This is a genomic window from Rhodopseudomonas sp. RCAM05734 (assembly GCF_052658035.1).
This window is the reverse complement of the sequence record NZ_CP199742.1, coordinates 2,577,777-2,602,791: the sequence shown is the minus strand read 5'-3', so window position 1 is coordinate 2,602,791 and position 25,015 is coordinate 2,577,777. Positions and strand designations below refer to the sequence as shown.

Sequence of the window (25,015 nt, the reverse complement as noted above, 5' to 3'; positions counted from 1 at the left end):
TTCAGCTCGGCGATATCCGGGGGGTAAGATTAAGTGTCATGTGATTGCCTCTCGATTACGCGCGCGTTGTCTGGTCATGCCCGCGGCCGGAGGCCGAAAGCGCGAAGGAAGGAAAAAGGAAGGGTCGGCAAAATTTCATCAGAAACCCTCGCGAAGCCATCGTCCGACCTTTCCGAAATAGCCGTCGGTCCCTGTCTTGAGCTGCCGCGTATGCCGCGGTTCGACATGTTCAAGATGAGCGAATTGCGGATAGACTAGGAGCCCGGCGGGCACTGCGAAGGATGCGCTCTTGGCCTCGGTCGGCAGCCGGCCGAAACCGAGCGGACGGCCGATGCGAACCGGACGGCCGAGAATCTGGGTGGCGAGATCGACCAGTCCGGTGAGCTGCGAAGCGCCGCCCGACAACACAACCCGCGCCCGCGGCTCTGCCGCAAAAGGGGAATCCGCGAGTCGGTCCCTGACCATTTCAAAAATCTCCTCGGCGCGCTGCCGGACGATGTTGGCGATTGTGGCGCGGGATACGACCTGCGGCGTGTCGCGGTCATTGTCGCCTGCCGACGGCACGGACAGCAGTTCGCGCGCATCGGAGCCGCCCGTCAGCACGGTGCCATATAACGTCTTGATTCGCTCGGCATCCGCAATCGTCGCACCTAAACCGCGCGCCAGATCCATGGTGATGTGTTGCCCGCCGACCGCAAAACCTGACGCATGAACGAAGCGCCCGCTGGAATAGGTGGCGATGGTGGTGGTGCCGGCCCCCATCTCGACGACGGCGGCGCCGAGATCGGCCTCGTCGTCGGTCAGGACAGCAAGACCTGCAACATAGGGACTCGCCGCCATGGCCTCGACATTGAGATGGCAGCGCTCGACCACCAGCATCAGGTTCTTGGCGACGGTGGCGTCGGCGGTGACGACGTTCATGTCGACGCCGAACTGCCGCGCCACCATGCCCCGGGGATCGCGAATGCCTTTGACGCCATCGAGCTGATAGCCGACCGGCAGCGCGTGCAGCACGGTGCGGCCGGGTGGCGTGGCATGATGCATGCCGGCCGAGGTGACGCGGCTGACATCGGCGGCGGTGACCGCGCCGCCCTTGATGTCGGCGCAGGCTTCGATCAATTGACCCTGCAGCCGGCCGGCCGAGACCGACAGCAAAACCGATTCAACCCGGACCTTGGCCATCTTTTCGGCCAGCGCCACAGCCTGGCGCACGGCCTGTTCGCATTCGCCGAGATCGACCACCGCGCCGGACTTGACGCCGCGCGACTGGATCTGGCTGTAGCCGATCAATTCCACCGCATGGCTGCGGCCGCGCAGCGCCTCGTTGGGCGCGCAGGGCTTCAGCCGTGCGATCATGCAGGCGATCTTGCTGGTGCCGATATCCAGCGAGGCAACCAGCGCGGTGCGGTTGGTCGCCATCGCGCGGGTTTTCGGCGCCTGGTTGCGATCGAGCGTGGTCATGCGGCGCCAGCCTTCTTCTTGGCGGCGTTGGCCTTGTTGAACAGATCGTCGCGGGCCTTGGCGGCATCTTCCGACAGCCGCACGGTCAGCCGGTCAGGCAGCCGCATGTCGATGGCCACGATGTCTTTCGAAAACAAACGGTCTTCCTTGTCGAGCTTGCTCAGCATCGCGAGCGCGTTGCCGACGTCGTTTTCCGGAAGCCTGATGTCGAGGCCATCCTTGAGCCGCAGATTCCAGCGCCGTTCGCCGACGAAGATCGCGGCCTTGGTCACCGAGCGCACCTGCGGATAGCGATCCAGCAAGGCGAGAAAATCCCTGGCGCGGGTGTCGGCGCCCTTGCCCACCACCAGCGGCAGCGAGGTGAAACGGCGCGACACGTAGGTCTCCAGCACGGCGCCATCGTCGGCGACCACTGCGAGGCGGCCGTCCTGCTGCCACAGCGCAAAGGCGGTACGTTCGGTGACGTCGATCTGCAACCGGTCTGGATACAGCTTCAGCACGTTGGCTTCGGCGATCCACGGATTGGCCTTGAGCCGGTCGCGCACCGTGGCGGCATCGAGAAACAGCAGCGACGAGCGGCCGTTGACGCCGCCGATGGCGAGGATTTCGTCCTGGGTCAGCTGCTTGCGGCCGTTGAGCGTCACCGAAGCGATGCGGAAGCCGGCGGCGTTGGCCGCGGCATTGCGGGCATCGCTCAGCGTGGCAATGAGTTCGTCGAGATGGTTGCCCCTGACCACGCCGAAGCCGACGCTGCCGAGCAGCATCAGGATGGTCGCGGCGATGCCGACGCGGCGCGGAACGTAGCGCTCGAGCAGCGCGATGTATTTGTTCGGGCTCTGTTCGCGCACGACGCGCTTCGGAGCCCGGAAACGGGCAGAACAACGGGCAAGAAAATCGGCAAGCGGCGCCAGGCTGCTCGCGCAGCAGTATGGCCGCGCCAATGGCAGCCAATCTCAGGTCAGTTTGGGGCCCCAGCGATCTCACCGATCGAGAGAGGCGTCCTCCACCATCCATTGCACGCGCTCGTTACATGTTATGCCCGCATCCGCTGCGGGCTATGGCCCAGGTGATATCCCGAATGTCGCTGCATGAGTCGTCGCGGAACTCCGCACGGCTCGCGCACCGGCAGCCAAGCGCCACATGCGCCGCCAGCGTTAACCTTCGGACTTCCTGGTAAACAAAGTGTAAAGTTGCCCGGGGCAGCACATGATTAGATGCGGTTTCAGAAGACTTTAGCCGGAGTGTTGCGGATGAGTCGGATGGAACCGGGGGGCCGCCGTGCCGGGTGTCGTCACCCGCGAAAGCGGGTGACCCAGTAAGCGGCGGCATATCAGCATCGTCGCCGGCGTCTCGGAATACTGGGTCGCCCGCTTTCGCGGGCGACGACAGCCCAGTAGGTCACCCCACCCGCTTCGTCGCGATTGCAATCTGGCCGTGCAGGAAATCGACAAAGCTGATGCCCTGGACTCTCAGCTCCTTGGGGTAGAGCGAGGCCTTGGTCAGGCCCGGCAGGGTGTTGGTTTCGAGATAGACTGGGCCATTGGCCGACACGATGAAATCCGACCGCGAATAGCCGCGGCACGACATCGCTCGGTGCGCCCTGACCGAGAAATCCATTATGACGGCGCTGATCTCTGGGCTGAACCGGCCGGGGCAGATTTCCTGCGTCGCCGAGGCGAGATATTTCGAATGATAGTCGAAGCCGCCATCCGCCGGGATGATCTCGATCGGCGGCAGCGCGATCAGCGAACCGTCTGCCTGCTCCAGTACGCCGCAGGTGGCCTCGACACCGGCGACGAACGGCTCGATCACATACTCCTCGATCTTCGCCGCCCGGCGCACCGCGACCAGATCCTGGCTCGCATTGACGAAGATCAGGCCGAAGCTCGAACCGTCCCGGGCCGGCTTGGCGATCAGCCGGCCGTGCGCGGCGAAAGCCTCGTCGATCTGGTCGGGCGCCACGCCAGGCGCGACGGTGACGCCGGCGATGGCGGCAAAGCGCTTGGCCGCCACCTTGTCGAAAGCGAGGTTCGACGACGCCGAGCCGGAGCCCGTGAACGGGATGCCGCGCATCTCGCACATCGCCTGCAACTCGCCATTCTCGGCCATCCCGCCATGCAGGCCGAGCACCAGCACGCGATTTTCCGCCTTCGCCTGGTCGAGCGCCTGCGCCAGCAGCCCAATGCTGGCGCAGGCGGGCTTGAACGGATCTTCGAACGGACGCGCATGACCGAGCAGTGTTTCCGGTCGGGTGGCGTAGACGCGGTCGTCGGCGTCCCAGAACCACAGCTCGGCTTCCGGCAGCGCCGCGTGCAGCGCCTGCGCGGTGGCCACCGAGACCAGCCGCTCCTTGTTCAGACCGCCGAACAGAATCGTGATCCGCATTGATTCATCCCGTTCCGTCATCGATCGATGCCCCGATTCAGCCCCAGCCATGCCCGTCGGCCAATAGCATTCCCGGGCACGAGTCAGATATTGCTGATTTGCGTCCGCAACGCGACCCCTGCCCCATTGTCCCAAGCGGGAGAGACCCGATCGATGCTCAAGGCCTGGCTCGACCTGCCCACGCTGGGCATTTTCGCCGCGCTCTGCACGCTTTACTATGGCACGGCGCTGGCGCTGGCCGGCGTGACGTTCCGCTCGCCGCTCCGCAGCCGCATCCAGTCCCTGATCGGGGTGGTGGCGCCGTTCTTTTCCTGCCTGGCGATCCTGTTCGGACTGCTGACCAGCTTTCTCGCCAACGACATCGGCGACCGCAACCGCCAGGCGCTGCGCGCGGTGCAGACCGAGGCCGGCGAATTGCGCAACATCTATACGCTGAGCGTGGCGTCGGTGACCGACATGCGAACCATCCGCGTGGCGCTCAAGGACTACGCCCGCTCCGCGGTGCAGGAAGAATGGCCGGAGATGGTCGAGGCCGGCAGTTCGGCGAAGACCCGTGCCGCCTATGACACGCTGCTGCGCGAGGTCAGCGACCCCGCCATCACCAAGGACGCCAGCGGCGCGATTCATGCCGCGTTGCTGAGCGCAGCGGTCCGCGTCGGCACCGCGCGCGGTGACCGGCTCAGCCTGTCGTCCGACCGCACCAACGACATCAAGTGGATTTCGGTGCTGATCCTCGGCGTCATGACCCAGGTGGGACTGGCGCTCGTGCATCTCGAACGACCGCGCGCGATGCTCGCCGCTCTCACGGTGTTCGGCACCGCCGCCATCGTCGCACTCGGGCTGATCGCGCTGCAGGAACATCCGTTCCAAGGCACGTTCCAGGTATCGCCGGCACCGTTGCAGCGGCTGCTGGCGCTGAGCGATGTGGTGGCGCCGGTCGAGCCCGCGCCAGCAGTGGCGCCTGCTGCGAAGTAGCCTCCTCACCTCTCCCCAACGCGGAGAGGTGAGGAACAACACTACACGACCCCTATGCGCTTGATTTCCCAGTGCAGGTCGATGCCGGATTGCGCCAGTACCCGCGCGCGCACGGTCTCGCCTAGCGTCTCGATGTCGGCGGCGGTGGCATCGCCGGTGTTGATCAGGAAATTGCAGTGCATTTCCGACACCTGCGCGCCGCCGACGCGCAGTCCGCGGCAGCCGGCGGCGTCGACCAGCTTCCAGGCGCTGTGGCCGGGCGGGTTCTTGAAGGTCGAGCCGCCGGTCTTTTCACGGATCGGCTGCGCAGTCTCGCGATGCGCCTGCACCGCATCCATCTTGGCGCGGATCATCGAAGACTCAGTGAGCACGCCGCGGAATTTTGCAGAGGTGAAGATGATGGACGGGTCGACGCCACTGTTGCGATAGACGAACTGCATCGCGGCGTTGTTGAACACGTGTTTCGTCCCGTCGCGGCCGATGCCGGTGGCCTCGATCAGCACGTCCTTCGTCTCGCCGCCATTGGCGCCGGCATTCATGCGCAGCGCACCGCCGATCGAGCCGGGAATTCCGAAGTAGAATTCGAGACCGCTGATATTGGCGGCCGCCGCGGTCTCCGCCACGCGCTTGTCCAACGCAGCGGTGCCGGCGCTGACGATGTCGTTCTCTGCCGTCGTCGCGCCAAAACCGCGCGGGCTGAGGCGGATCACCACGCCGGCAATGCCGCCGTCGCGCACGATCAGATTGGAGCCGACGCCGACCACGGTGACCGGAATGTCCATCGGCAGCCGCGACAGGAAGTATGCGAGATCGTCCTCATCCGCAGGCGTGAACAGGACTTGCGCCGGGCCGCCGACGCGAAACCAGGTCAGCGGCGCCAGCGATTCATTCGCCAGCAGCCGACCGCGAAGTTCGGGCATGGCGGATTTCAAGTCGGCGCTGAGGTCGGGAAAGGTCATGCTGCCCGGTAAGCTGGTCATGTTTGGGTCCCCTCCCCCCTGCGGGGGAGGGTGGCTTCGCGAAGCGAAGACGGGAGAGGGGGAGCCGCGGGCGACGGAGCGTGTGGCGCCCCCTCTCCCCCACCCTCTCCCGCCAGACGCAGCTTCGCTGCGCCCGGGGGAGAGGGGGCGCGACTGCGCGTGTGGAGAGCGCGTCGACCATCGCAGTCGTTACCCCAACGCCTTCAGCTCGCCCGGCAGCGCGTAAGCCCACTGCGTGATGTTGCCGGCGCCGAGGCAGACCACGGTGTCGCCGGGTTTGGCGACGCCGGCGATCAGGCCCGCGAGCGCCGCGGATTCCTGCAGCGGGATCACCTGGCGGTGACCGTGGGCGCGCAGGCCGAGCACGAAGTGATCGCGATCGATGCCTTCGATCGGCGCCTCGCCGGCCGGATAGACTTCGGCGACCACCACCGTGTCGGCGTCGTTGAAGCAGGTGCAGAATTCCTCGAAAAGCGACTGCAGGCGGGTGAAGCGATGCGGCTGCACCACGGCGATGACCTTGCCTTCGGTGGATTCCCGCGCCGCCCGCAGCACCGCCGAGATCTCCACCGGATGGTGGCCGTAATCGTCGATGATGGTGACGCCTTTCCACTCGCCGGTCCTGGTGAAGCGGCGCTTGACGCCGCCGAAGCCGGCCAGCGCCTTGCGGATCATGTCATCGGTGAGGCCGAGCTCATGGGCGACGGCGATGGCGGCGGTGGCGTTGAGCGCGTTGTGGCGGCCGGGCATCGGCAGCACCAGATCGGCGATCTCATGGGATGTCCCGGCCTTGCGGTCGCGGAACGCCACCCTGAAGGCGGAGCCGCCATTGGCCGGATGCAGGTCGAGCAGCCGCACGTCGGCCTGCGGATTGGTGCCGTAGGTGATGATGCGGCGATCCTCGATCTTGCCGACCAGGGTCTGCACCACCGGATGGTCGATGCACATCACCGCAAAGCCGTAGAACGGCACGTTCTCGACGAAGTGGCGGAACGCGTCCTGCACCGCTTCGAAGGTGCCGAAGTGATCGAGATGTTCGGGATCGACGTTGGTCACGATGGCGACGTCGGCGGGCAGCTTGAGGAAGGTGCCGTCGCTCTCGTCGGCCTCCACCACCATCCAGTCGCCGGCGCCGAGCCGCGCATTGGTGCCGTAGGCGTTGATGATGCCGCCGTTGATCACGGTGGGATCGAGTTCACCGGCATCGAGCAAGGCGGCCACCATCGAGGTGGTCGTGGTCTTGCCGTGAGTGCCGGCGATAGCCACGCAGCTTTTCAGCCGCATCAGTTCGGCCAGCATCTCGGCGCGGCGCACCACCGGGATGCGCTGGGCGCGGGCCGCCAGCAGTTCTGGATTGTCGCGCTTGATGGCGGTGGAGACCACCAGCACATCGGCACCGGCAACGTTGTCGGCCTTGTGGCCGACGGTGACTTTGATGCCCTTTTCCCTGAGCCGGTTGACGTTGGCGCTTTCCGAAGCGTCGGAGCCCTGCACCGTGTAGCCGAGGTTGCACAGCACTTCGGCAATGCCGCTCATGCCGATGCCGCCGATCCCGACGAAGTGGATGGGGCCGATCTCGCGGGGCAGTCTCATGGGGGGCTCTCGTCTCTGTGCGTCGTGACCCGAGCGGGGCCAACGTCTGCGAATCTGCCTCCTTCATGCAAGACAGGGATGACCGGGACAAGCCCGGCCATGACACTTAAATGTCGATTTCCCAGCGGGATCGGCCGGATTTCGGCCCCTTTTGTGATGGCAGCCCCTACTCGGCCGCGGCGGGACGCGGCACTGGCGCACCGTCCATGCGGTTGGCCAGAACGGCCACCGCGACTCCCGCCAGCGGCGCGATGGCGGCCACCCAAGGTACCGCATTCAGCCCGCCATGGGCGATCACCGCACCCCCGAGCCAAGCGCCGATGGCATTGCCAAGATTGAACGCGGCAATGTTGAAGCTGGAAGCGAGGCTTTGCCCGGCGCCCTCGGCCTTGTGCAGCACTGCCATCTGCAGCGGCGCGGCGGTGGCGAAGGCTGCGGCGCCAAGCAGCGCAATGGCGATGACGACGGCGACCTGGTTGTGGGCGGCAAGGCTGACGGAGGCCAGCACCGCGGCGAGCAGCAGCAGGCTGCCGAATACGCTGCCCGCCGGCCAGCGGTCGGCGAAGCGGCCGCCCAGCAGGTTGCCGACAATGGCGCCGGCGCCGAACACCAGCAGGATCGGCGACACCGCGGCGTCGCTAAAGCCGGAGATGCGGGTCAGGATCGGGGCAACGTAGGTGAACAGCGCGAAGATGCCGATCCAGCCGAGAATCGTCGTCAGGAACGCCAGCAGCACCTGCGGCCGAACCAGAACCGCCAGATCATCCGACAGCTTGCTGTGCTCTTGCGGCGCCTTGACGGGCGGCACCAGCAACGCCACCGCGGTCAGGGCGGCCAGTCCGACCAACGTCACCGCGAAAAAGGTGGCGCGCCAGCCATAGGCCTGTCCGAGCCAGGTGCCGAACGGCACGCCGAGAATGGTGGCGACCGTCAGGCCTGCGAACATGATGGATATCGCCGATGCCTTCTTGTTCGCCGCCACCAGGCTGGTGGCCACCACCGAGCCGACGCCGAAGAAGGTGCCGTGGGCGAAGGCGGTCACCACCCGCGCCGCCATCAGGCTCCAGTAATCCGGCGCCAGGGCGCAGGCGAGGTTGCCCGCCGTGAAGATGCCCATCAGCACCAGCAGCACGGTCTTGCGTTGCCAGCGGCTGGTGGCGACGGTCATGATGGGGGCGCCGAGCACCACGCCCAGCGCGTAGCCGGAGATCAGCAGCCCCGCGGCCGGAATCGACACGTGGAGGTCACCGCCGACTTCGATCAGCAATCCCATGATGACGAATTCGGTGACGCCGATTCCGAAGGCGCCGGCGGTAAGCGCATAAAGTGCGAGAGGCATGACGGGTTCCAATGTGCTGCAGAGCAACATGCTCCTGCATGTAAACTGGACCGAATGTCATTCATGAGTTAGACACGTTGTTGGAACAACATTTATGAATTGAAATCACCATGGCACGCCTTGACGTCAACCGGTCCGGCGAGATGGAGGTTTTTGCACGGGTGGTTGAACTCGGCGGCTTCTCCGCAGCCGCCCGGGCCTTCCGAATGTCGCCTTCGGCGGTCAGCAAGCTGATCTCGCGGCTCGAGGCCCGGCTCGGCGTGCGCCTGATCAACCGCTCGACCCGCAAGCTGCAACTGACGCCGGAAGGCAGCGCGTTCTATGAGCGCGCAGTGCGCGTGCTCGACGACATGGCCACCGCCGAGCGCGAGGCGGCGGTCGGGGCGACGCCGAGCGGCTTGCTGCGCGTCAACACCAGCGTGCCGTTCGGGCTGCACCGGCTGCTGCCGCTGCTGCCGGATTTCGCCCGCCGCTATCCCGATATCAAAGTCGAGGTGACGCTGACCGACACCGTGGTGGATCTGCTGGAGCAGCGAGCCGATGTCGCCATTCGCGTCGGCGCCATGCGCGAGTCGCGCCTGCTCGCGCGAAAGCTCGGCGACAGCCGGATGGTCGTCGTCGCCTCGCCCGCTTATCTCGCCGAGCGCGGCGTGCCGAACACGCCGGACGATCTTGCCGGACACAACCTGCTCGATTTCGGCTTTAGCAAATGGAAGAACGGCTGGCCGTTCAGGGAGCGGGACGGCAGGACGATCACCGTGATTCCGTCGGGCAATGCACTGGTCAGCGACGGCGAAGCGATGCAGCACCTGGCGCTCGCAGGCATGGGCATCGCCCGGCTGACACGCTTCCATGTCGAGGACGATATCGCGGGCGGTCGGCTGGCGCTCGTGCTCGAGGATTTCAATCCCGGCGATATCGAGCCTGTCCATGCCGTGTTCGTCGGCCACGGCGGTCAGTTGCCGGCGCGGGTGCGGGCGCTGCTGGATTATCTGGTGGAGAAGGTGCGACTATAGCTCACCGGCCAACCGCCGTCGTTCCGGGGCGCGAGGGCGCGGCCCGACCGAACCCGGAACGACGAGTTCTTTTCAGATCCCCGCGACCTTTGCCACCAGATCGGCGAGGCGATCGGCGGCGTCGAGCTTGCCGACGGTGCGCGCGCCCTTCGCCATGGCGGTGAGCCGCGCCGGTTCGGCGGCCAGCGCCGAAATTTCCGCGGCAAGGCGATCCGGGGTGAAATCCGGCTGCGCGATACGCAACGCGCCGCCGGCATCGACCAGCACGCCGGCATTGGCGAACTGGTCCTGATCCAGCGCGCCGGGCAGCGGCACCAGGATCGAGGGCCGGCCGATGGCCCCGAGCTCGGCCACGGTACCGGCGCCCGAGCGCGACACCACCAGATGGCTGGCGGCGAGCCGCGCCGGCAGGTCGCTGAAGAACGGCGCCAGTTCGACCTTGATCTTCAGGCGGTCGTAGACCGCGCGGACCCGCGCCATGTCCTCGTCGCGGACCTGCTGGGTCAGCACCAGCCGGTGCCACAGCGCCGGTTCGAGTTTTTCGATAGCGGACGGCACGATGTCGGCCATGATCCGCGCGCCCTGGCTGCCGCCGACCACCAGCAGGCGCAGCGGCCCGGTGAGATCCGGCACCGCATAGGGCACGGCCGCGGCGGCGAGAATTGCCGGGCGCATCGGCGTGCCCGTCGTGGTGGTCTTCTTCGACAATTCGGGATCGCGGTCGAGCACTCCGGGCAACGAGGTGGCGATGGCACTGACATGGCCGGACAGCAGGCGGTTGGCGCGGCCCATCACCGCGTTGGAATCGTGGATGACGGTGGGCACGCCGAACAGCCGTGCGGCGAACAGCGGCGGCAGCGTCGGGTAGCCGCCGAAGCCGATCACGGCGGCGGGCTTCACGCGACGCATCAGGTTGAGCGCCATGACGGTGCCGGCGGCGAGCATGATTCCGGTGCGCGCCAGTGCGATCGGGTTGCGGCCGCGCAACGTCTCGCTCGGCACCACGTCGATGGTGTCGCGGGTAAACAGACCGCTGTATTTCAGCGCGCGCGAGTCGGTGACGAGGCGCACCCTCAGCCCGCGCTTCATCAGCGCAACGCCGAGCGCCTCGGCCGGAAACAGGTGGCCGCCGGTGCCGCCGGCGGCGAGCAGGATGAGGGGCGCGTCGCTCATGGGATCATCAGGCGTAGGTGGGCGCGGCGTTGGCGTCGCTGATCGACTCCACCTCCGTGCGTGGCCGCATCCGCGTCAGCGCCAGCAGCATGCCGACGCTGTAGGCGAGCGAAATCATCGAGGAGCCGCCATAGGACAGAAACGGCAGCGTCATGCCCTTGGCGGGAATGAGATGCAGGTTGACCGCCATGTTGATGGACGCCTGCACGCCGAACAGGATCGCCAGGCCCGACGCCGCAAAGCGCGTGAACAGATCCTCGGTCGCATAAGCGCGCGACAGCGCGCGGATCACGATGAAGGCGTACAGCGCCAGCAAAGCCAGGCACAGCAGAATGCCGAATTCCTCGGCGCCGACCGCGAACACGAAGTCGGTGTGGCTGTCCGGCAGGCTGCGTTTGGCGATGCCCTCGCCCGGCCCGAGCCCGAACCAGCCGCCATTGCCGAAGGCCTCCATCGCGGTGTCGACCTGGAAGGTGTCGCCGGAGGCCGGATCCATGAAGCGCTTGATGCGGCCGGCGACATGCGGGACGAACAGGTAGGCGGTGAACAGGCCGCCCGCGGCCGTAGCCGCCAGGCCGAACACCCAGACCATGCGCATCCCCGCGATAAAGAACAGCGAGCCCCACACCATCAGGATCAGCATGGTCTGGCCGAAGTCCGGCTCAAGGACCAGCAGCGACACCAGCATCAGCAGCAACACCACCGCCATCGAGGTCGCCGGCATGTCCGGCTTGCGCGCGGACTCCGAGAACAGCCAGGCGGCGACCACGACGAAGGACGGCTTGGCGGATTCCGAGGCCTGGATGTTGACACCGAGAATGGTGATCCAGCGCTTGGCGCCCTTGACCTCGGGACCGATCAGCAACGTCGCGACGATCAGCACGACGGAGATCGCGAAGATGATCAGCGCGCCGCGCCGGATCTGCCGCGGCGACAGGAACGAGACGGCGATCAGCACGATGAAGGACGGGATCAGGAACAGGACGTGGCGATTGAAGAAGTGAAACGGGTCGAGCCCGATCCTTGTCGCCACCGGCGGCGAGGCCGCCAGCGACAGGATGACGCCCGCCAGCATCAGCGCGATGATCGCCGCCAGCAGCAGGCGGTCCACGGTCCACCACCACTCGCTGAAGGGGGTGCGCTGTTCACGGGAGATCATGGGCGGTCCTGCGGGCAGATGATCTCCATTGGTGCGCCATCGTGGTTGCCAGAGGGTTAATGAAGTGTGGATTTTTTGACCTTCACGGGGCAGGCCGCGGGCGTTCGCCTGCCCTATGCCGCGGCTTCCGCTACCTGATCGCTGACCGTCACCCGGTCGCGGCCGTCGGCCTTTGCGCGGTAAAGCGCCACATCCGCCGCCCCCATCAGATCTTCGCCGCGTGCCACATGCAGCGGCATCACCGCGATGCCGACCGAAGCGGTCACGCCGTCCAGCACGCCGCCGGGCAGCGCCACCCTCATGCCGCGCACCGCGTCCAGTATCTGCTCCAGTCGCAAGCGCGCGGTCTCCGGCGTCGCCCCCGGCATGATCAGCAGAAATTCCTCCCCGCCGAAGCGGCCGACGACGTCGGCCTCGCCGGTGACCTCCCGCAGGATTCGGCTCAGAGCGCGCAGGACGGCGTCACCAGCCTCATGGCCGCGGCTGTCATTGATACTCTTGAAGTGGTCGATATCGAGAATTGCCACCGCGAGCGACTCGCCATCGCGGGTGCAGCGCGTCGTCTCACGGGTCAGCGCGTCTTCGAGATAACGGCGGTTATAGAGGTCGGTCAACGGATCGCGTAGCGCCTGCTGCCGCAGCAACTCACGCAATTCGAGATTGGCCATCGCCAGCGAGACCTGCTCGGCCAGCATGGTAGCGAGTTGGTCGGCGCCGGCGCGGAACGCTGCGGGGTGCTCGCGATACAACAGCCCGAGCAGATTGTTCTGCGCGATGAGCGGCTGGCAGACGAAGGTCATGCGGCCGTGGTCGCACTCGCCCACATGGTGGCAGGTGAGGCCCTGACTGGCTTCGGAAATCGGAAACGTCGTGCCGCGCCGCAGCGCCCAGCAATCGTCGACGGGAAACGAGACGACGTCAGCCTGCAGCGCCCCCCAATGGGCGCCGCGCTGAACGGTCGTACGCGCATCGTTCAAGTAGTACAGCGCACCCGCTTCCTCCGGAAACAGAAAGCCGGCGTAAGTCTGGACTGCCGCGAAAACCTCATCGCGCGTCTGGCAGGATTGCACCACGCCGGAGAGCTCGGTCAGCAGTGCAATCTCCTTGGCACGAATTTCGGCGGAGCGCAGCGAGGCCGCCAACTGTGCGTTGGCCTGTTCCATGGCCAGCCCATGCGCACGCCGCTCGGATTCCGCGGCCAGGGCAGCGGTCTTGTCCTGCATCACCCAGAGGATGGCGCCCCTCGCCAGCGGCTTGCCATAGGCATCGACTTCGAGGATCGATCCATCTTCGCGGCGCAGGCGCAGGGAGACTTCAGTGACAACAGCGCTGTTCCGGATCCTGGCGAGCGCGGCATCGAAGGCAGCCAGATCGTCCTCGCTTGCAAGCAACTCCCCGATCTTCCTGCCGGGCAACGTCTCGGCCCCGCGGCCGCAAAATTCGGCGATGCGATTGTTGCCGCGCAGGATGTCGTGCCCGGCCGTGAACAGGATGCCGGCAAGAGGATTATCGACCAGCGCGCTTTGTTCGGCACGCAGGCGGCTGAGATTCCCCGACATGCGCCGGCCGTCCATCATCATGACGACAAGCAGCAACGCCAGCACGCTGATCACGAGGCCGCTGCCGAGGATCACATTCGAAGCCAGGGGACTGATCTGATAGGCGGGACCGGGATTGGGCGTGAAGATCACACGCCACACCCGCTCGCCCACGACCAGCGAACGCTCCGTTGAAATGCCTGCCGGACGCTCGACCTGCGCGGCAAGACCGAGATTGTTCTCGACGCTGTCGTACATCAGCGTTGCCGGGCCGGTCGGATTCTCCGGCTCGCCGATCAACGCTCCCGTGCTGGTCGGCGTGGCATAGCCGCGGTCGACCACCTGAATATGCATCTGCTTCAGCGTGCGGGGATCGAGAATGCCGTTCATCAGATCGTTGATACGGTAGACCGAAGCCACAAAGCCAAAAAGCGCTGCGTTGCGCTGCGCTACGGTTTGCACAGGCTCACCGTTGCGATAGATCGGCGCGCGTATGATGAAGCCAAACCCGCCGGACGTATCCTGCACCAGCTTCACCGGCGGCGTGGCCACGATGCGCCCGGTCTCGGCCGAACGTCGCAGGGAATCCAACTGCGCAGGATTGGCACCGGCGTCGAAGCCCAGTGCGTTTTCATTGCCGGCGATCGGCTCAACGAATTCGACGATGTTATAGATCGCACGCGGTCCCGGCGGGCGTACGGAGAAATCCGGCACGCCATCGAGTTCCACACTCCTGTCTGCGCGCACTTCGTCGACAAACGCCTCGAGGCGATCCGGTCTGACGTGACGCAATTCCTGCAACGCCTGGAAACCGGGATAGCGACGGCCAAGCTCCAGCACATCGATGTAGCGGCGGAACTGGGCGCGATCGACGCGACCGATCGAGGCGTATAGGCCTTGCAGGCCAACCAGCACTTCAGCATGAGTATGGAGGCGCTGACTGATCGCCCGGGAAACTTCTTCGGCATCGGCGCTGAAGCGGTGCTGCACGTCGGCGACAGCGGCCCGTTCAGACAGATAGCGGGCCGCGAAGGTGGCCGCCAATCCGGCTCCCAGCACGACCGCCACTACCAGCATTGTGCGCTGCGTCTGAAGCGTCAGCAAGCCACGCAAGGTCATTTCGGTATCCCCAGATCCGCCACTTCCGGGGTGCACACCCCTAGGTCATCCGGCAGGATGATACCGATTTTCAGCTTGAGAATTGGTTGCGGTCGCCGATCCGCCCGGCCAGCCGAGGGGGCAGTTGAGCGCAGCGTTAATTGCGCATTAATTCGGCGGCGGCCGTGATGGAGGATGTCGGCAAGAGCTCGCTGGCTTACGCCGGTTTCATGCCATCCAGCGCCAGCACCAGATCGCGGAACCGGGTGCCGCGGATCTCGAAGTTGCGGAACTGGTCGAACGAGGCGCAGGCCGGCGACAGCAGCACCACGGCATCGATCAGTCCGGCGGCCTCGGCGTCGCGCGCGGCGGCGGGCACGGCATTGTCCAGCGTGGCGCTGATCTCGTAGAGCACCTTGCCCTCGAGGGTCGCGGCGAAATCGGCGGCGGCTTCGCCGATCAGATAGGCCTTGCGAATGCGTGGGAAGAATTCGGCGAGACTGGCGATGCCACCCTCTTTCGGCTTGCCGCCGGCGATCCAGAAGATGTCGTTGAACGAGGCCAGCGCCTTGGCGGTGGCATCGGCATTGGTGCCCTTGGAATCGTTGACGAACAGCGTAGCGCCCAGATGGCCGACCTGCTCCATGCGATGGGCCAGACCGGGAAAGCTGCGCAGCCCCTTTTGCAGCACGTCATTGCCGACGCCGAGCGCGCGCACCGCGGCGGCGGCGAAGGCGGCGTTCTGTGCATTGTGGACACCACGCAGCGAGCCGATGCCGGCGATATCGGCGATGGCTGTGCGCTCGCCGCCTTCGATGCGGTAGATGGTATCGTGGTCGACAACGATGCCGTCGGCAGGCGGCGCTTGCACCGAAACCCTGATCACCGGCTTGCCGGCGGCTTCGATGCGGTCGGCGGCGTTGCGGCACCAGTCGTCATCGACAGATATCAGTGCGGTGCCGCCGGCCTGCACCTGCGCCACCAGGCGATCCTTCACCGCGGCGTAGTGCTCCAGCGTGCCGTGGCGGTCGATGTGATCGGGGGTGACGTTGAGCAGCATGCCGACGCTCGGATTGAGCGAGGGCGTGAGATCGATCTGGTAGGACGACAGCTCGATCACATGGACGCGGTCCATCGCCGGCGGCTGCAGCGACAGGATCGCGGTGCCGATATTGCCGCCCATCTGGGTGTCGAAGCCGGCCTCGCGCATCAGATGCGCGACCAACGCCGTGGTGGTCGACTTGCCGTTGGTGCCGGTGATGGCCACGAACGGCGCGTCCGGCGCATGCAGCGCGCGCTCGCGGCAGAACAGCTCGATATCGCCGATCACCTCGACGCCCGCGGCCTGCGCCATCAGCACGGTCCAGTGCGGCGCGGGATGGGTCAGCGGCACGCCCGGCGTCAGGATCAAGGCGGCGAAATTGGCCCACGATACGGTACGCAGGTCGGCGGTGATGAAATTGGCTTGTGCCGCCTCGACCATGCGGTCGATGCTGTCGTCGCAAGCCACGACTTCGGCGCCGCCGGCCTTCAGCGCATGGCAACTTGCGAGGCCCGAGCCGCCGAGGCCGAACACCGCGACCGTTTTGCCTGCGAAGGATGTGACCGGGATCAAGGCGTCACCGCAACTTCAGCGTCGAGAGGCCGACCAGCGCCAGCATCACCGAGATGATCCAGAACCGGATCACGATCTGCGGCTCGGTCCAGCCCTTCTGCTCGAAATGGTGATGGATCGGCGCCATCCGGAACACGCGCTTGCCGGTCAGCTTGAACGAGGCCACCTGCACGATGACCGACACGGCTTCGAGCACGAACAGGCCACCGATGACAGCCAGCACGATCTCGTGCTTCACGGCCACGGCGATGGAGCCGAGCATGCCGCCCAGCGCCAACGAGCCGGTATCGCCCATGAAGATCGAGGCCGGCGGCGCGTTGAACCACAGGAAGCCGAGGCCGGCGCCGAGCACCGCGCCGCACAGCACCGCCAGTTCGCCGGTGCCGGCGACGTAGTTGATCTGCAGATAGTCGGAGAACACCGCGTTGCCGGCGAGATACGAGATCATGCCGAACGACGCCGCGGCGATCATCACCGGCACGATGGCCAGGCCGTCGAGGCCGTCGGTCAGGTTCACCGCATTGCCGGCGCCGACCACGATGAAGGCGCCGAAGATCACGAAGAACCAACCGAAATTGATGATCACGTCCTTGAAGAACGGAATCACCAGCGAACTCGACAGCGGATCGCGGCCAAGCTTGACGAAGGCAAAGCAGGCCAGTGCCGCGATGGCCGTCTCGATGGCCAGACGGGTGCGGCCGGCGAAGCCGGCTTCGGTCTGCTTGGTCACCTTCAGATAGTCGTCATAGAAGCCGACGAAACCGAAGCCGAGCGTTACCGCCAGCACGATCCACACATAGGGATTGCGCGGATTGGCCCATAGCAAAGTGGACACCACGAGGCCCGACAGGATCATCAGCCCGCCCATGGTCGGGGTGCCGACCTTGGCCAGATGCGACTGCGGCCCGTCGCTGCGAATCGGCTGGCCCTTGCCCTGGCGCAGCCGCAGATTGTCGATGATCCACGGCCCGAACAGGAACACGAACAGCGCGCCGGTCACCATGGCCCCGCCGGTGCGGAAGGTGATGTAGCGGAACACGTTGAAGACCGGGACGCTGCCGGAAATATCGATCAACCAGTAAAACATTCAGACCGCCTATACCGCGGCATCTTCGAGCGCGGCCTTGCCGGGAAAGCGCTTTTCGAGCGCGGTAACAATCGGTTTCATACGCGAGCCGAGCGAGCCCTTGACCATCACGGCGTCGCCGGCCCGGATTCCGGCGAGCACCTGCGATTCGAGCGCTGCCGAACTGTCGGCATAGCCGCCCCGCTTGCCGGAGGAAAGGGCATCCCACAGCTGGCGCATCAGTGGACCACAGCAAAACACCAGATCGACGTTGTTGGCCTGGATCGCTCCCAGCAGTCCGCGGTGCAATTCGGCGCCCTGGGGGCCGAGTTCCAGCATGTCGCCGAGCACCGCGATGCGGCGGCCGTGCGGACCGATGGCGGCAGCGCCGAGCACATTGAGCGCCGCCGCCATCGAGGCCGGATTGGCGTTGTAGCTCTCGTCGATGAGGGTGGCCTCGCCGCCTGCGAGTTCCAGGACGTGTCGGGCGCCGCGTCCGGTCGCCGGCTGCACCTGCGACAGGGTCAGCGCCGCCAGCGCCAGGTCGGCGCCCATCAGCGAGGCCGCCGCCAGCACCGCCAGCGAATTCATCGCCATGTGGCGGCCGGGCATGCCGACCTTGTAGGTGACGTCATGGCCGAGAATGCTGGCATGCACCGCCGAACAGGTCGGGTGCAGCGCCACATCGAGCAGCCGCGCTTCCGATTTCTCGTCGGTACCGAACGACACGATGCGCGAGACGCCGGCCTTCGTCGCCTGCGCCTGCAGCCGGTCGAACTGGCCGTTGTCGCGGTTGAGAATGGCGGTGCCGCCGGGCTCGAGTCCCGAAAAAATCTCGGCCTTGGCGTCCGCGATGGCCTCGATGCCGGCGAAGAACTCCAGATGCACCGGCTCGACGGTGGTGATGACCGCGAAATGCGGTCGCACCAGCTTCACCAGCGGCTCGATCTCGCCGGAATGGTTCATGCCGATTTCGAAGATGGCAAAGCGCGCGGTCTCCGAGCAGCGCGCCAGCGACAGCGGCACACCCCAGTGATTGTTGAACGACGCGACCGAGGCGTGGGTCTCGCCCTGGGCTTCGAGCACGCGCCGCAGTGCTTCCTTGGTGGACGTCTTGCCTACCGAGCCGGTGACCGCGATGATCTGCGCGCCGAGCCGGGCGCGCGCGGCGCGGGCCAGATCGACCAGCGCCGCCAGCACGTCATCGACCACCAGCAGCGGCGCGTCGGCGGCGAATTTGCTGCGCTGTGCGCGTTCGACCACCGCGAGCCCGGCGCCGGCCTTCAGCGCCGTATCGACGAAGGCGTGACCGTCATGGACGTCACCCTTGATGGCGAAATAGGCCTCGTTCGGCGCGATGGTCCGGGTATCGATCGACAGACCGGTAATGCCGGCCGGCAAAGGGCCGCTGGCCTCGGCGCGCATCGCCTCGGCCATCGCTTCGGTCGTCCACAGGATGTCGCTCATGCGCCCCTCGCAGCAAGCGCCGCCGCAGCGGCTTCGTGATCGCTGAAATGCAGCGTGCGATCGCCAACGATCTGTCCGATCTCATGGCCCTTGCCGGCGATCAGCAAGGCATCGCCCTGCTGCAGCCCGGCGATGGCCACCCTGATGGCCTCGGCGCGGTCGCCGATCTCCACCGCGCCGGGCGCGGCAGCGAGAATGGCCGCGCGGATCGCGGCGGGATCTTCACTGCGCGGATTGTCGTCGGTGACGATGACGCTGTCGGCCTTCTCCGCGGCGATGGCGCCCATCAGCGGCCGCTTGCCGGTGTCGCGGTCGCCGCCGGCGCCGATCACCACTACCAGCTTTCGCGGCGCATATGGGCGCAACGCGTCCAGCGCCTTGGCCAGCGCGTCGGGCTTGTGGGCGTAGTCGATGAACACCGGCGCACCGTTGTGGGTGCCGACCTGCTCCAGCCGGCCTTTTGCCCCTTCAAGATGCTCGAGCGATGCCAGCACCTCGGCGGCGTCGCCGCCGGTGCCGATCACCAGGCCGGCTGCCACCAGCGCATTCTCGATCTGGAATTCGCCGACCAGCGGCAGCCGGATGTCATGCATGCGGCCACAATGCTGCAGCGTCAGCAATTGCGAAAAGCCGTCGATGGCGGCGGCAACGAGACGGATACCCGCACCTGCACCATCGCCGTTGCGGCCCACAGTGACGATGCGCAGGTTTCGCCCGCGCGCCGCGGCGATCACCTGCGCCGAACAGTCGTGATCCGCTGATATCACCGCGACGCCGTCATCGACGACAAGTTCGCGAAACAGCCGCAGCTTGGCCGCGAGGTAATGTTCGACGGTCGGATGATAGTCCATGTGGTCGCGCGACAGGTTGGTGAAGCCGCCGGCCGCGATGCGGATGCCGTCGAGGCGATATTGATCGAGACCGTGCGACGAGGCCTCGACCGCCAGATGCGTGACGCCGTCGCCCGCGATCTCGTCGAGCTGGCGGTGCAGCGCGATCGGGTCCGGCGTGGTCAGCGAGCCATAGACGGTGCGCTGTGGCGAGACGAGGCCGATGGTGCCGATGCTGGCGGCGACGTGGCCGAGCCGCTCCCAGATCTGCCGCGCGAAAGCCGCGACCGAGGTCTTGCCCGAGGTCCCGGTCACCGCGGCGATGACCGCGGGTTGGCGCGGGTAAAATCTTGCCGCGGCCAGCGCCAGCGCGCGGCGCGGATTGGGGGTGGTGACGAACGGCACCGGCAGGCCGATATGCGCGTGATCGCCGACCACGGCGACGGCGCCGGCCGCGATGGCCTGGGTGACGAATCGCGCGCCGTCGGTCCTGGCGCCGGCGAGGGCGAAGAAGACATCGCCAGGCTTCACCGCGCGACTGTCCACGGCAAGACCGCTGACGGCGGCGTCGCCCGCAGGCGCGTCCATCGCGGCGTCATCGCTGAAGAGGTCGCGCAGTTTCATGCTGTTCCTGCTCGGAGATCGGGGGCATTCCAGCCTTGGAAAACCGCATTTTGAACCGACTGTAAAGCGCCCTGCGCGGCTACTGTGTCACCCTCGATGCCGCAAGAATAAGGCGGTCGGCCATCGGCAGATCGAAGCGGGGCTCAAGTCCGAGCAGCGGCGCAATGCGGGCGATCACCTTGCCGCCGGCAGGGACCGCATTCCAGCCCGAGGTGATGAAGCCGTGGGTTTCCGGCAGCGCTTTCGGCTCGTCGAGCATCACCAGCACCTGGAATTGCGGATTGTCCATCGGCAGCACCGCGGTGAAGGAATTCAGCACCTGCTTCTTGGAATAACGGCCGCCGACGACCTTTTCGGCTGTGCCGGTCTTGCCGCCGATATAGTAGCCCTTGGACAAAAGGTCAGCCTGACGCGCGGTGCCGGACTCGGCGTTGAGGCGCATCAGATAGCGGATCTTGTCGCTGGTATCCTTCTTGACCACGCGCTTGCCGATCGCCAGCGCCTCTTCCTCGGTCCGCTTCAGGAAGGTCGGCGGGATCAGATAGCCGCCATTGACCATGGCGTTGATGCCCATCACCGCCTGCAGCGGCGCCACCGCGATGCCATGGCCGAAGGCGATGGTGATGGTATTGAGTTCGCCCCAGCGCTTCGGCACGATCGGCATGGCGCTCTCAGGCAGTTCGGTGCGCAGCCGGTCCATCTGGCCGACCTTCTTCAGGAAAGCCTTGTGCGCCTCGACCCCCATCGACAGCGCGACGCGCGCGGCACCGATGTTCGAGGAAAATGTAAACACTTCAGCGAGCGAGATGGCGCGCCCGAGGTTGTGACTATCGTGGATCTTGAACTTGCCGTAGCTGAGCGGCATCCGCGCATCGTACATCGTGCCGAGATTGGCCTTGCCGGCGTCCAGCGCCATCGCCAGCGTCAGCGTCTTGAAGGTCGATCCCATTTCATAGACGCCGGTTGTGAGCCGGTTGATACGATCGGGATCGTGGGCTTCCTTAGGATTGTTCGGATCGAAATCCGGCAGCGACACCATCGCTACGATCTCGCCGGTCTTGACGTTGGAGACCAGGCCCGACGCCGCCTTGGCACTGTATTTTTCTTTCGCCTTCATCAACTCGTCGCGTAGCGCATGCTCGACGCGCAGATCCACCGACAGCTCGATCGGCTTCTGCAGGCGATCAGAGGCAAAGCCGGCGCGATGCAGGTCGGCGAGGCCGTTGGTATCGAGCCACTTCTCGATGCCGGCGATGCCCTGGTTGTCGGTGTTGACCAAGCCGATCACGTGGCTGACCGCGGCACCGCTCGGATAGACCCGCTTGTTCTCGCGCAGGAAGCCGACGCCGGGCACGCCGAGCTTGTGGATGTCGCGCTGCTGCTGCGCGGTGATCTCGCGCTTCAGCCAGACGAAGCCCTTCTTGGACATCAGGCGCTCGCGCACCTCGGCAGTGTCGAGATCGGGCAGGGTTGCGGTCAGCAGCTCGATGGCCTCATCCTTGTCGACGATGCGGCGCGGCTCGGCGAACAGGCTGGGGGCCTTGATGTCGGTGGCCAGAATATCGCCGTTGCGGTCGACGATATCGGGCCGCGCGGTGGCGATGGCGTCGCGCGCGGCGCGACGCTCGCCATGGCTGTCGCCGCCGACGGCGAACATCACCAGACGAAGCGCGATGATGCCGTAGATGCCGGCAAAGGTGAGCATCGCAAGGCCGACGCGCGCCCGCGCCTTTGCCGCGCGGTCGACATTGCGTCCGTACAGCAGGCTGCGGATCAGCCGCTGGCGCCAGGGCTCAACGGGTTTTGCTGCCGGCTTGTGTATGATGGGGGATTGGTCGGTCATTGCGCGTCCTCCGGCGACGGCAAGGTGCCGGTGACAATGTCCGGATCGATCGTATCGATCATCGCACCGATCGGATCGGGATCGCCCGGTTTGGCGAAGCTCGGCGGCCGGTCCGGTAGATTCTTGAGCGCGTCGAATTGCTGGGCGGAGATCGGCTTCAGCGCCAGGTGCCGCTCGGCGAGACCCTGCAGCCGCATCGGCGCGTCGAGCTTGGCCCATTCCGCGCGCAGCGACGCGATGGCATCGCGTTGCTCGCGGATGTCGGCATGCAGCCGCAGCACCCGCTCGGTGCGCACGGTGGATTCCATCTTGATGCGGTAGACATAGGCCGCGGCGAACACCAGCATGGCGATCACGAGGAGGTGGATGATGCGCATGCTCAGCCTCCCCTCAGCACAGTGGCGAGCGTCGGCCAGCCCGGCAATGGACCGGCATCCTGCGCCGGCGCATCGGTGCGCTCGGCAGCGCGCAGCTTGGCGGAACGCGCGCGCGGGTTGGCGCTGACTTCCTCGCCGCCCGCCACGATCGGGCGCTTGGTGAGCAGATGGAAGCGCGGACGGGACAGCCCGATCTCCGGCAGATGCCGCGAGCCGCCGCCGGTCTTGCTGCGCTCATTCAGGAAATTCTTGACGATGCGGTCTTCCAGCGAATGGAACGAGACTACCGCGAGGCGGCCGCCCGGCTTCAACACGCGCTCGGCAGCGGCCAAGGCCAGGTGCAGTTCGTCGAGTTCCTCGTTGACGAAGATCCGCAGCGCCTGGAACGTGCGCGTCGCCGGATGAATCTCGCCGGGCTTGGCCCAGACGACTTTGGAAACGACGGTGACCAGTTCGTCGGTGGTGAGGATCGGCGCCTCCTTGCGGGCGGCGACGATGGCCTTGGCCACGGCACGGGAATGCCGTTCCTCGCCGAAAATATAGATGATGTTGGCGAGATCGGCCTCGGATGCCTTCGCCACTACGTCGGCCGCGGTCGGCCCGTCATGGCCCATGCGCATGTCGAGCGGCCCGCTGAAGCGGAACGAAAAGCCTCGCTCGGCTTGGTCGATCTGCATCGACGACACGCCGACATCCATCACCACACCGTCGACCAACGGTTCGCCCTGCCCGGCGCAGACGTCGGCGAGATGCGAGAAGCGGTCCTCCACCAGCGACAACCGGCCCCCGGATTGATCGACCAGATCGAAACCGCCGGCGATGGCGGTGCGGTCGCGGTCGATGCCGATGACCCGGGTTCCCGCCGCGGCGAGAATCATGCGGGAATAGCCGCCGGCACCGAAGGTGGCATCGACATAGACGCCGCCTTCGCGTGGCGCGAGCAAGTCGACGGCCTCGTGGCCGAGCACCGGGATATGGCGTGATGCAGGCGCGATCATGCGCCCGCTCCACAGCAGGACGGAACCGGCATAACCCGGCCCTTCGCATCGAGGCGCAACGTCAAACTGGACACCGACTGGCCCATGTCGCCTCAACTGTCGGCGCGCTGCCCGGCCTTTCCGCTCGAAAGACCGCAGCACCACGCGATTGTCGGTCCGATTCGCCGCGCCGCCCGCGCGAAGCGCAGGAAAATTCGGTCGTCCGCATGGAAATTGCAGGGTTGCCATGGGATTTGAGCGTCAAAAGGGACCTCGGCCAGCCCTCACGGGACGGCTGTTCACCCCTCAGTAACGTCGCTTAGCGTTAAGAAAGGGTTGATAGTACCGAACGGAATTAAGGCACTGGCCGCCGGCGCGGCGTCGCTTGGCGTCGATGGCAGCGGCTTCGGGAACTGGTGCCCGGCGTCCACATGTCGGCGAAAAAGCTGCACAGGCGTCACGGAACCGTTGCGCGGCGCGGCCGTGGCCGGGATAGTGCGCCTGAAGTGCTGCCGGCCGATCCGGAGCGCGTTCTCCTGACCGGTTTGAGTTGTCCCATGGCTACAGGCTCGTACGCTCCGCCCGGAGCCGATTCGAAGCGTCTGCTCCCACTGCCGCTTCCCAAGGGCGCTGCGGACCTGCCCCTCTTCACCCCCGACTCGTCGGTGGTCTCCGACGTCATCCCGTCAGCCAACTTCGGCGAGCGCAACAACGGGCGGCTCGCCGACATGATCGTGCTGCACTATACCGGCATGCCCGACGTGGAAGGCGCCATCGCGCGGCTGTGCACCGCCGGCACTGATGTCTCCGCGCATTATATCGTGCTGGAGGACGGCCGCATCGTGCAAACCGTACCGGAGGCGAAGCGGGCGTGGCATGCCGGCGTCGGCTACTGGGCCGGCGAGGAAGACATCAACTCCTGCTCGATCGGCATCGAGATCATCAATCGCGGCCACGACTGGGGCTATCCGGATTTCCCGCGCCGGCAGATCGCCGCGGTTATCGCGCTGTGCCGCGGCATCATGCTGCGCCACGAACTGCCGGCGCATCGCGTGCTCGGCCATTCCGACGTGGCGCCGTCGCGCAAGAAGGATCCCGGCGAAAAGTTTCCGTGGCATTCGCTGGCCAATTCCGGCGTCGGCCACTGGGTGCTGCCGGCACCGATCGTGCGCGGCGAGACCATCAAGTTCGGCGCCGAGGGCGATGACGTGCTGGCACTGCAGCACGCGCTGGCGCGCTACGGCTACGGCATCGCGGCGAATGGCAAGTACGATTCGTCGACCATGGAAGTAGTCACCGCATTCCAGCGTCATTTCCGGCCCGAACGCGTCGACGGCATCACCGATCATTCGACGCTGACCACGCTGCAGGCGCTGCTCGGCAGCCTGCCGGCCGAAACCGTCGCAGCGCGCTAGTCTTCGCCGCCGAGGCGGCGCACGGTGCTCCGCTGCCATTGCGCGTGACAGGCTTGGTGCGCTTCATCGCGGCGGCGGCGCGCC

The 25,015-nt window shown here is 66.2% G+C and carries 19 protein-coding genes and 2 pseudogenes; 3 read left to right on the top strand and 18 right to left on the bottom strand.

Annotation, left to right across the window (positions count from 1 at the left end; all coding sequences use genetic code 11):
• Positions 1 to 138 precede the first annotated feature (138 nt).
• The 5 genes and pseudogenes from ftsA to ACUXVA_RS12255 form a co-directional block, all read right to left on the bottom strand.
• Positions 139 to 1,461, bottom strand: a complete 1,323-nt coding sequence (gene ftsA / locus ACUXVA_RS12275; RefSeq protein ID WP_445492387.1) for a cell division protein FtsA — start codon at positions 1,459 to 1,461, stop codon at positions 139 to 141.
• Positions 1,458 to 2,309, bottom strand: coding sequence for a cell division protein FtsQ/DivIB (locus tag ACUXVA_RS12270; protein WP_445492385.1), 852 nt, complete (start codon positions 2,307 to 2,309; stop codon positions 1,458 to 1,460). Before ACUXVA_RS12270 ends, ftsA begins: the two co-directional genes overlap by 4 nt.
• A gap of 63 nt (positions 2,310 to 2,372) precedes the next feature.
• Positions 2,373 to 2,475: pseudogene (locus ACUXVA_RS12265) on the bottom strand (cell division protein FtsQ/DivIB); the annotation flags it as partial.
• Between the two features lie 80 nt (positions 2,476 to 2,555).
• Positions 2,556 to 2,694 (bottom strand): annotated as a pseudogene (locus ACUXVA_RS12260) (D-alanine--D-alanine ligase); the annotation flags it as partial.
• Positions 2,695 to 2,859: 165 nt separating this feature from the next.
• Positions 2,860 to 3,846, bottom strand: coding sequence for a D-alanine--D-alanine ligase family protein (locus tag ACUXVA_RS12255; protein ID WP_445492383.1), 987 nt, complete (start codon positions 3,844 to 3,846; stop codon positions 2,860 to 2,862).
• A gap of 153 nt (positions 3,847 to 3,999) precedes the next feature.
• Between ACUXVA_RS12255 and ACUXVA_RS12250 the strand changes: the two genes are divergently transcribed.
• The gene (locus ACUXVA_RS12250) at positions 4,000 to 4,821 is read left to right on the top strand and encodes a bestrophin-like domain (RefSeq protein ID WP_445492381.1); all 822 of its coding nucleotides are present in this window, start codon (positions 4,000 to 4,002) and stop codon (positions 4,819 to 4,821) included.
• Positions 4,822 to 4,862: 41 nt separating this feature from the next.
• Here ACUXVA_RS12250 and murB read toward each other — a convergent pair whose 3' ends face one another.
• The 3 genes from murB to ACUXVA_RS12235 form a co-directional block, all read right to left on the bottom strand.
• A complete protein-coding gene (gene murB, locus ACUXVA_RS12245; RefSeq protein WP_265083823.1) occupies positions 4,863 to 5,780 on the bottom strand; it encodes a UDP-N-acetylmuramate dehydrogenase in 918 nt (305 codons plus the stop codon).
• Positions 5,781 to 5,990: 210 nt separating this feature from the next.
• Positions 5,991 to 7,394, bottom strand: coding sequence for a UDP-N-acetylmuramate--L-alanine ligase (gene murC / locus ACUXVA_RS12240; RefSeq protein ID WP_265080069.1), 1,404 nt, complete (start codon positions 7,392 to 7,394; stop codon positions 5,991 to 5,993).
• Between the two features lie 166 nt (positions 7,395 to 7,560).
• Positions 7,561 to 8,733, bottom strand: a complete 1,173-nt coding sequence (locus ACUXVA_RS12235) for an MFS transporter (RefSeq protein WP_445492378.1) — start codon at positions 8,731 to 8,733, stop codon at positions 7,561 to 7,563.
• Positions 8,734 to 8,843: 110 nt separating this feature from the next.
• Between ACUXVA_RS12235 and ACUXVA_RS12230 the strand changes: the two genes are divergently transcribed.
• Positions 8,844 to 9,749 carry a LysR family transcriptional regulator gene (locus ACUXVA_RS12230; protein WP_445492376.1) on the top strand — a complete coding sequence of 302 codons (906 nt, stop codon included), beginning with the start codon at positions 8,844 to 8,846 and terminating at the stop codon, positions 9,747 to 9,749.
• A 72-nt stretch (positions 9,750 to 9,821) separates the two neighbouring features.
• Here ACUXVA_RS12230 and murG read toward each other — a convergent pair whose 3' ends face one another.
• From murG to rsmH, 10 genes are all read right to left on the bottom strand, one after another.
• A complete protein-coding gene (gene murG, locus ACUXVA_RS12225) occupies positions 9,822 to 10,922 on the bottom strand; it encodes an undecaprenyldiphospho-muramoylpentapeptide beta-N-acetylglucosaminyltransferase (protein WP_445492374.1) in 1,101 nt (366 codons plus the stop codon).
• A gap of 7 nt (positions 10,923 to 10,929) precedes the next feature.
• Positions 10,930 to 12,081: a putative lipid II flippase FtsW gene (gene ftsW / locus ACUXVA_RS12220; RefSeq protein WP_265080072.1), complete on the bottom strand. Its 1,152-nt coding sequence runs from the start codon at positions 12,079 to 12,081 to the stop codon at positions 10,930 to 10,932.
• Between the two features lie 113 nt (positions 12,082 to 12,194).
• A complete protein-coding gene (locus ACUXVA_RS12215; protein WP_445492371.1) occupies positions 12,195 to 14,738 on the bottom strand; it encodes a sensor domain-containing diguanylate cyclase in 2,544 nt (847 codons plus the stop codon).
• 196 nt (positions 14,739 to 14,934) lie between these two features.
• Positions 14,935 to 16,332: a UDP-N-acetylmuramoyl-L-alanine--D-glutamate ligase gene (murD, locus tag ACUXVA_RS12210; RefSeq protein WP_445492369.1), complete on the bottom strand. Its 1,398-nt coding sequence runs from the start codon at positions 16,330 to 16,332 to the stop codon at positions 14,935 to 14,937.
• Positions 16,333 to 16,336: 4 nt separating this feature from the next.
• Complete coding sequence (gene mraY / locus ACUXVA_RS12205; RefSeq protein WP_265080074.1) at positions 16,337 to 17,419, bottom strand: phospho-N-acetylmuramoyl-pentapeptide-transferase; 1,083 nt, start codon at positions 17,417 to 17,419, stop codon at positions 16,337 to 16,339.
• 9 nt (positions 17,420 to 17,428) lie between these two features.
• The gene (locus ACUXVA_RS12200; RefSeq protein WP_445492366.1) at positions 17,429 to 18,865 is read right to left on the bottom strand and encodes a UDP-N-acetylmuramoylalanyl-D-glutamyl-2,6-diaminopimelate--D-alanyl-D-alanine ligase; all 1,437 of its coding nucleotides are present in this window, start codon (positions 18,863 to 18,865) and stop codon (positions 17,429 to 17,431) included.
• Entirely contained in the window at positions 18,862 to 20,319 is a 1,458-nt protein-coding gene (locus ACUXVA_RS12195) for a UDP-N-acetylmuramoyl-L-alanyl-D-glutamate--2,6-diaminopimelate ligase (RefSeq protein WP_445492364.1), read from the bottom strand. The genes ACUXVA_RS12200 and ACUXVA_RS12195 overlap by 4 nt, the downstream gene beginning before the upstream one ends.
• Positions 20,320 to 20,398: 79 nt before the next feature.
• Positions 20,399 to 22,162, bottom strand: a complete 1,764-nt coding sequence (locus ACUXVA_RS12190; protein ID WP_445492362.1) for a peptidoglycan D,D-transpeptidase FtsI family protein — start codon at positions 22,160 to 22,162, stop codon at positions 20,399 to 20,401.
• A complete protein-coding gene (gene ftsL / locus ACUXVA_RS12185; protein WP_445492360.1) occupies positions 22,159 to 22,539 on the bottom strand; it encodes a cell division protein FtsL in 381 nt (126 codons plus the stop codon). Before ftsL ends, ACUXVA_RS12190 begins: the two co-directional genes overlap by 4 nt.
• A 2-nt stretch (positions 22,540 to 22,541) precedes the next feature.
• Entirely contained in the window at positions 22,542 to 23,537 is a 996-nt protein-coding gene (rsmH, locus tag ACUXVA_RS12180) for a 16S rRNA (cytosine(1402)-N(4))-methyltransferase RsmH (protein ID WP_445492358.1), read from the bottom strand.
• Positions 23,538 to 24,073: 536 nt separating this feature from the next.
• Between rsmH and ACUXVA_RS12175 the strand changes: the two genes are divergently transcribed.
• Complete coding sequence (locus tag ACUXVA_RS12175; protein ID WP_445492356.1) at positions 24,074 to 24,931, top strand: N-acetylmuramoyl-L-alanine amidase; 858 nt, start codon at positions 24,074 to 24,076, stop codon at positions 24,929 to 24,931.
• The last annotated feature ends 84 nt before the right edge of the window (positions 24,932 to 25,015 follow it).

Coding starts and splice junctions, on each gene's coding strand:
- murG (WP_445492374.1), bottom strand. CDS start 10,922: ATGAGCGACGCGCCCCTCATCCTGCTCGCCGCCGGCGGCACCGGCGGC.
- mraY (WP_265080074.1), bottom strand. CDS start 17,419: ATGTTTTACTGGTTGATCGATATTTCCGGCAGCGTCCCGGTCTTCAAC.
- ACUXVA_RS12175 (WP_445492356.1), top strand. CDS start 24,074: ATGGCTACAGGCTCGTACGCTCCGCCCGGAGCCGATTCGAAGCGTCTG.
- ftsW (WP_265080072.1), bottom strand. CDS start 12,081: ATGATCTCCCGTGAACAGCGCACCCCCTTCAGCGAGTGGTGGTGGACC.
- ACUXVA_RS12255 (WP_445492383.1), bottom strand. CDS start 3,846: ATGCGGATCACGATTCTGTTCGGCGGTCTGAACAAGGAGCGGCTGGTC.
- rsmH (WP_445492358.1), bottom strand. CDS start 23,537: ATGATCGCGCCTGCATCACGCCATATCCCGGTGCTCGGCCACGAGGCC.
- ACUXVA_RS12200 (WP_445492366.1), bottom strand. CDS start 18,865: ATGAGCGACATCCTGTGGACGACCGAAGCGATGGCCGAGGCGATGCGC.
- ACUXVA_RS12215 (WP_445492371.1), bottom strand. CDS start 14,738: ATGACCTTGCGTGGCTTGCTGACGCTTCAGACGCAGCGCACAATGCTG.
- murC (WP_265080069.1), bottom strand. CDS start 7,394: ATGAGACTGCCCCGCGAGATCGGCCCCATCCACTTCGTCGGGATCGGC.
- murB (WP_265083823.1), bottom strand. CDS start 5,780: ATGACCTTTCCCGACCTCAGCGCCGACTTGAAATCCGCCATGCCCGAA.
- ACUXVA_RS12190 (WP_445492362.1), bottom strand. CDS start 22,162: ATGACCGACCAATCCCCCATCATACACAAGCCGGCAGCAAAACCCGTT.
- ACUXVA_RS12250 (WP_445492381.1), top strand. CDS start 4,000: ATGCTCAAGGCCTGGCTCGACCTGCCCACGCTGGGCATTTTCGCCGCG.
- ACUXVA_RS12235 (WP_445492378.1), bottom strand. CDS start 8,733: ATGCCTCTCGCACTTTATGCGCTTACCGCCGGCGCCTTCGGAATCGGC.
- ftsA (WP_445492387.1), bottom strand. CDS start 1,461: ATGACCACGCTCGATCGCAACCAGGCGCCGAAAACCCGCGCGATGGCG.
- ACUXVA_RS12195 (WP_445492364.1), bottom strand. CDS start 20,319: ATGAAACTGCGCGACCTCTTCAGCGATGACGCCGCGATGGACGCGCCT.
- ACUXVA_RS12230 (WP_445492376.1), top strand. CDS start 8,844: ATGGCACGCCTTGACGTCAACCGGTCCGGCGAGATGGAGGTTTTTGCA.
- ftsL (WP_445492360.1), bottom strand. CDS start 22,539: ATGCGCATCATCCACCTCCTCGTGATCGCCATGCTGGTGTTCGCCGCG.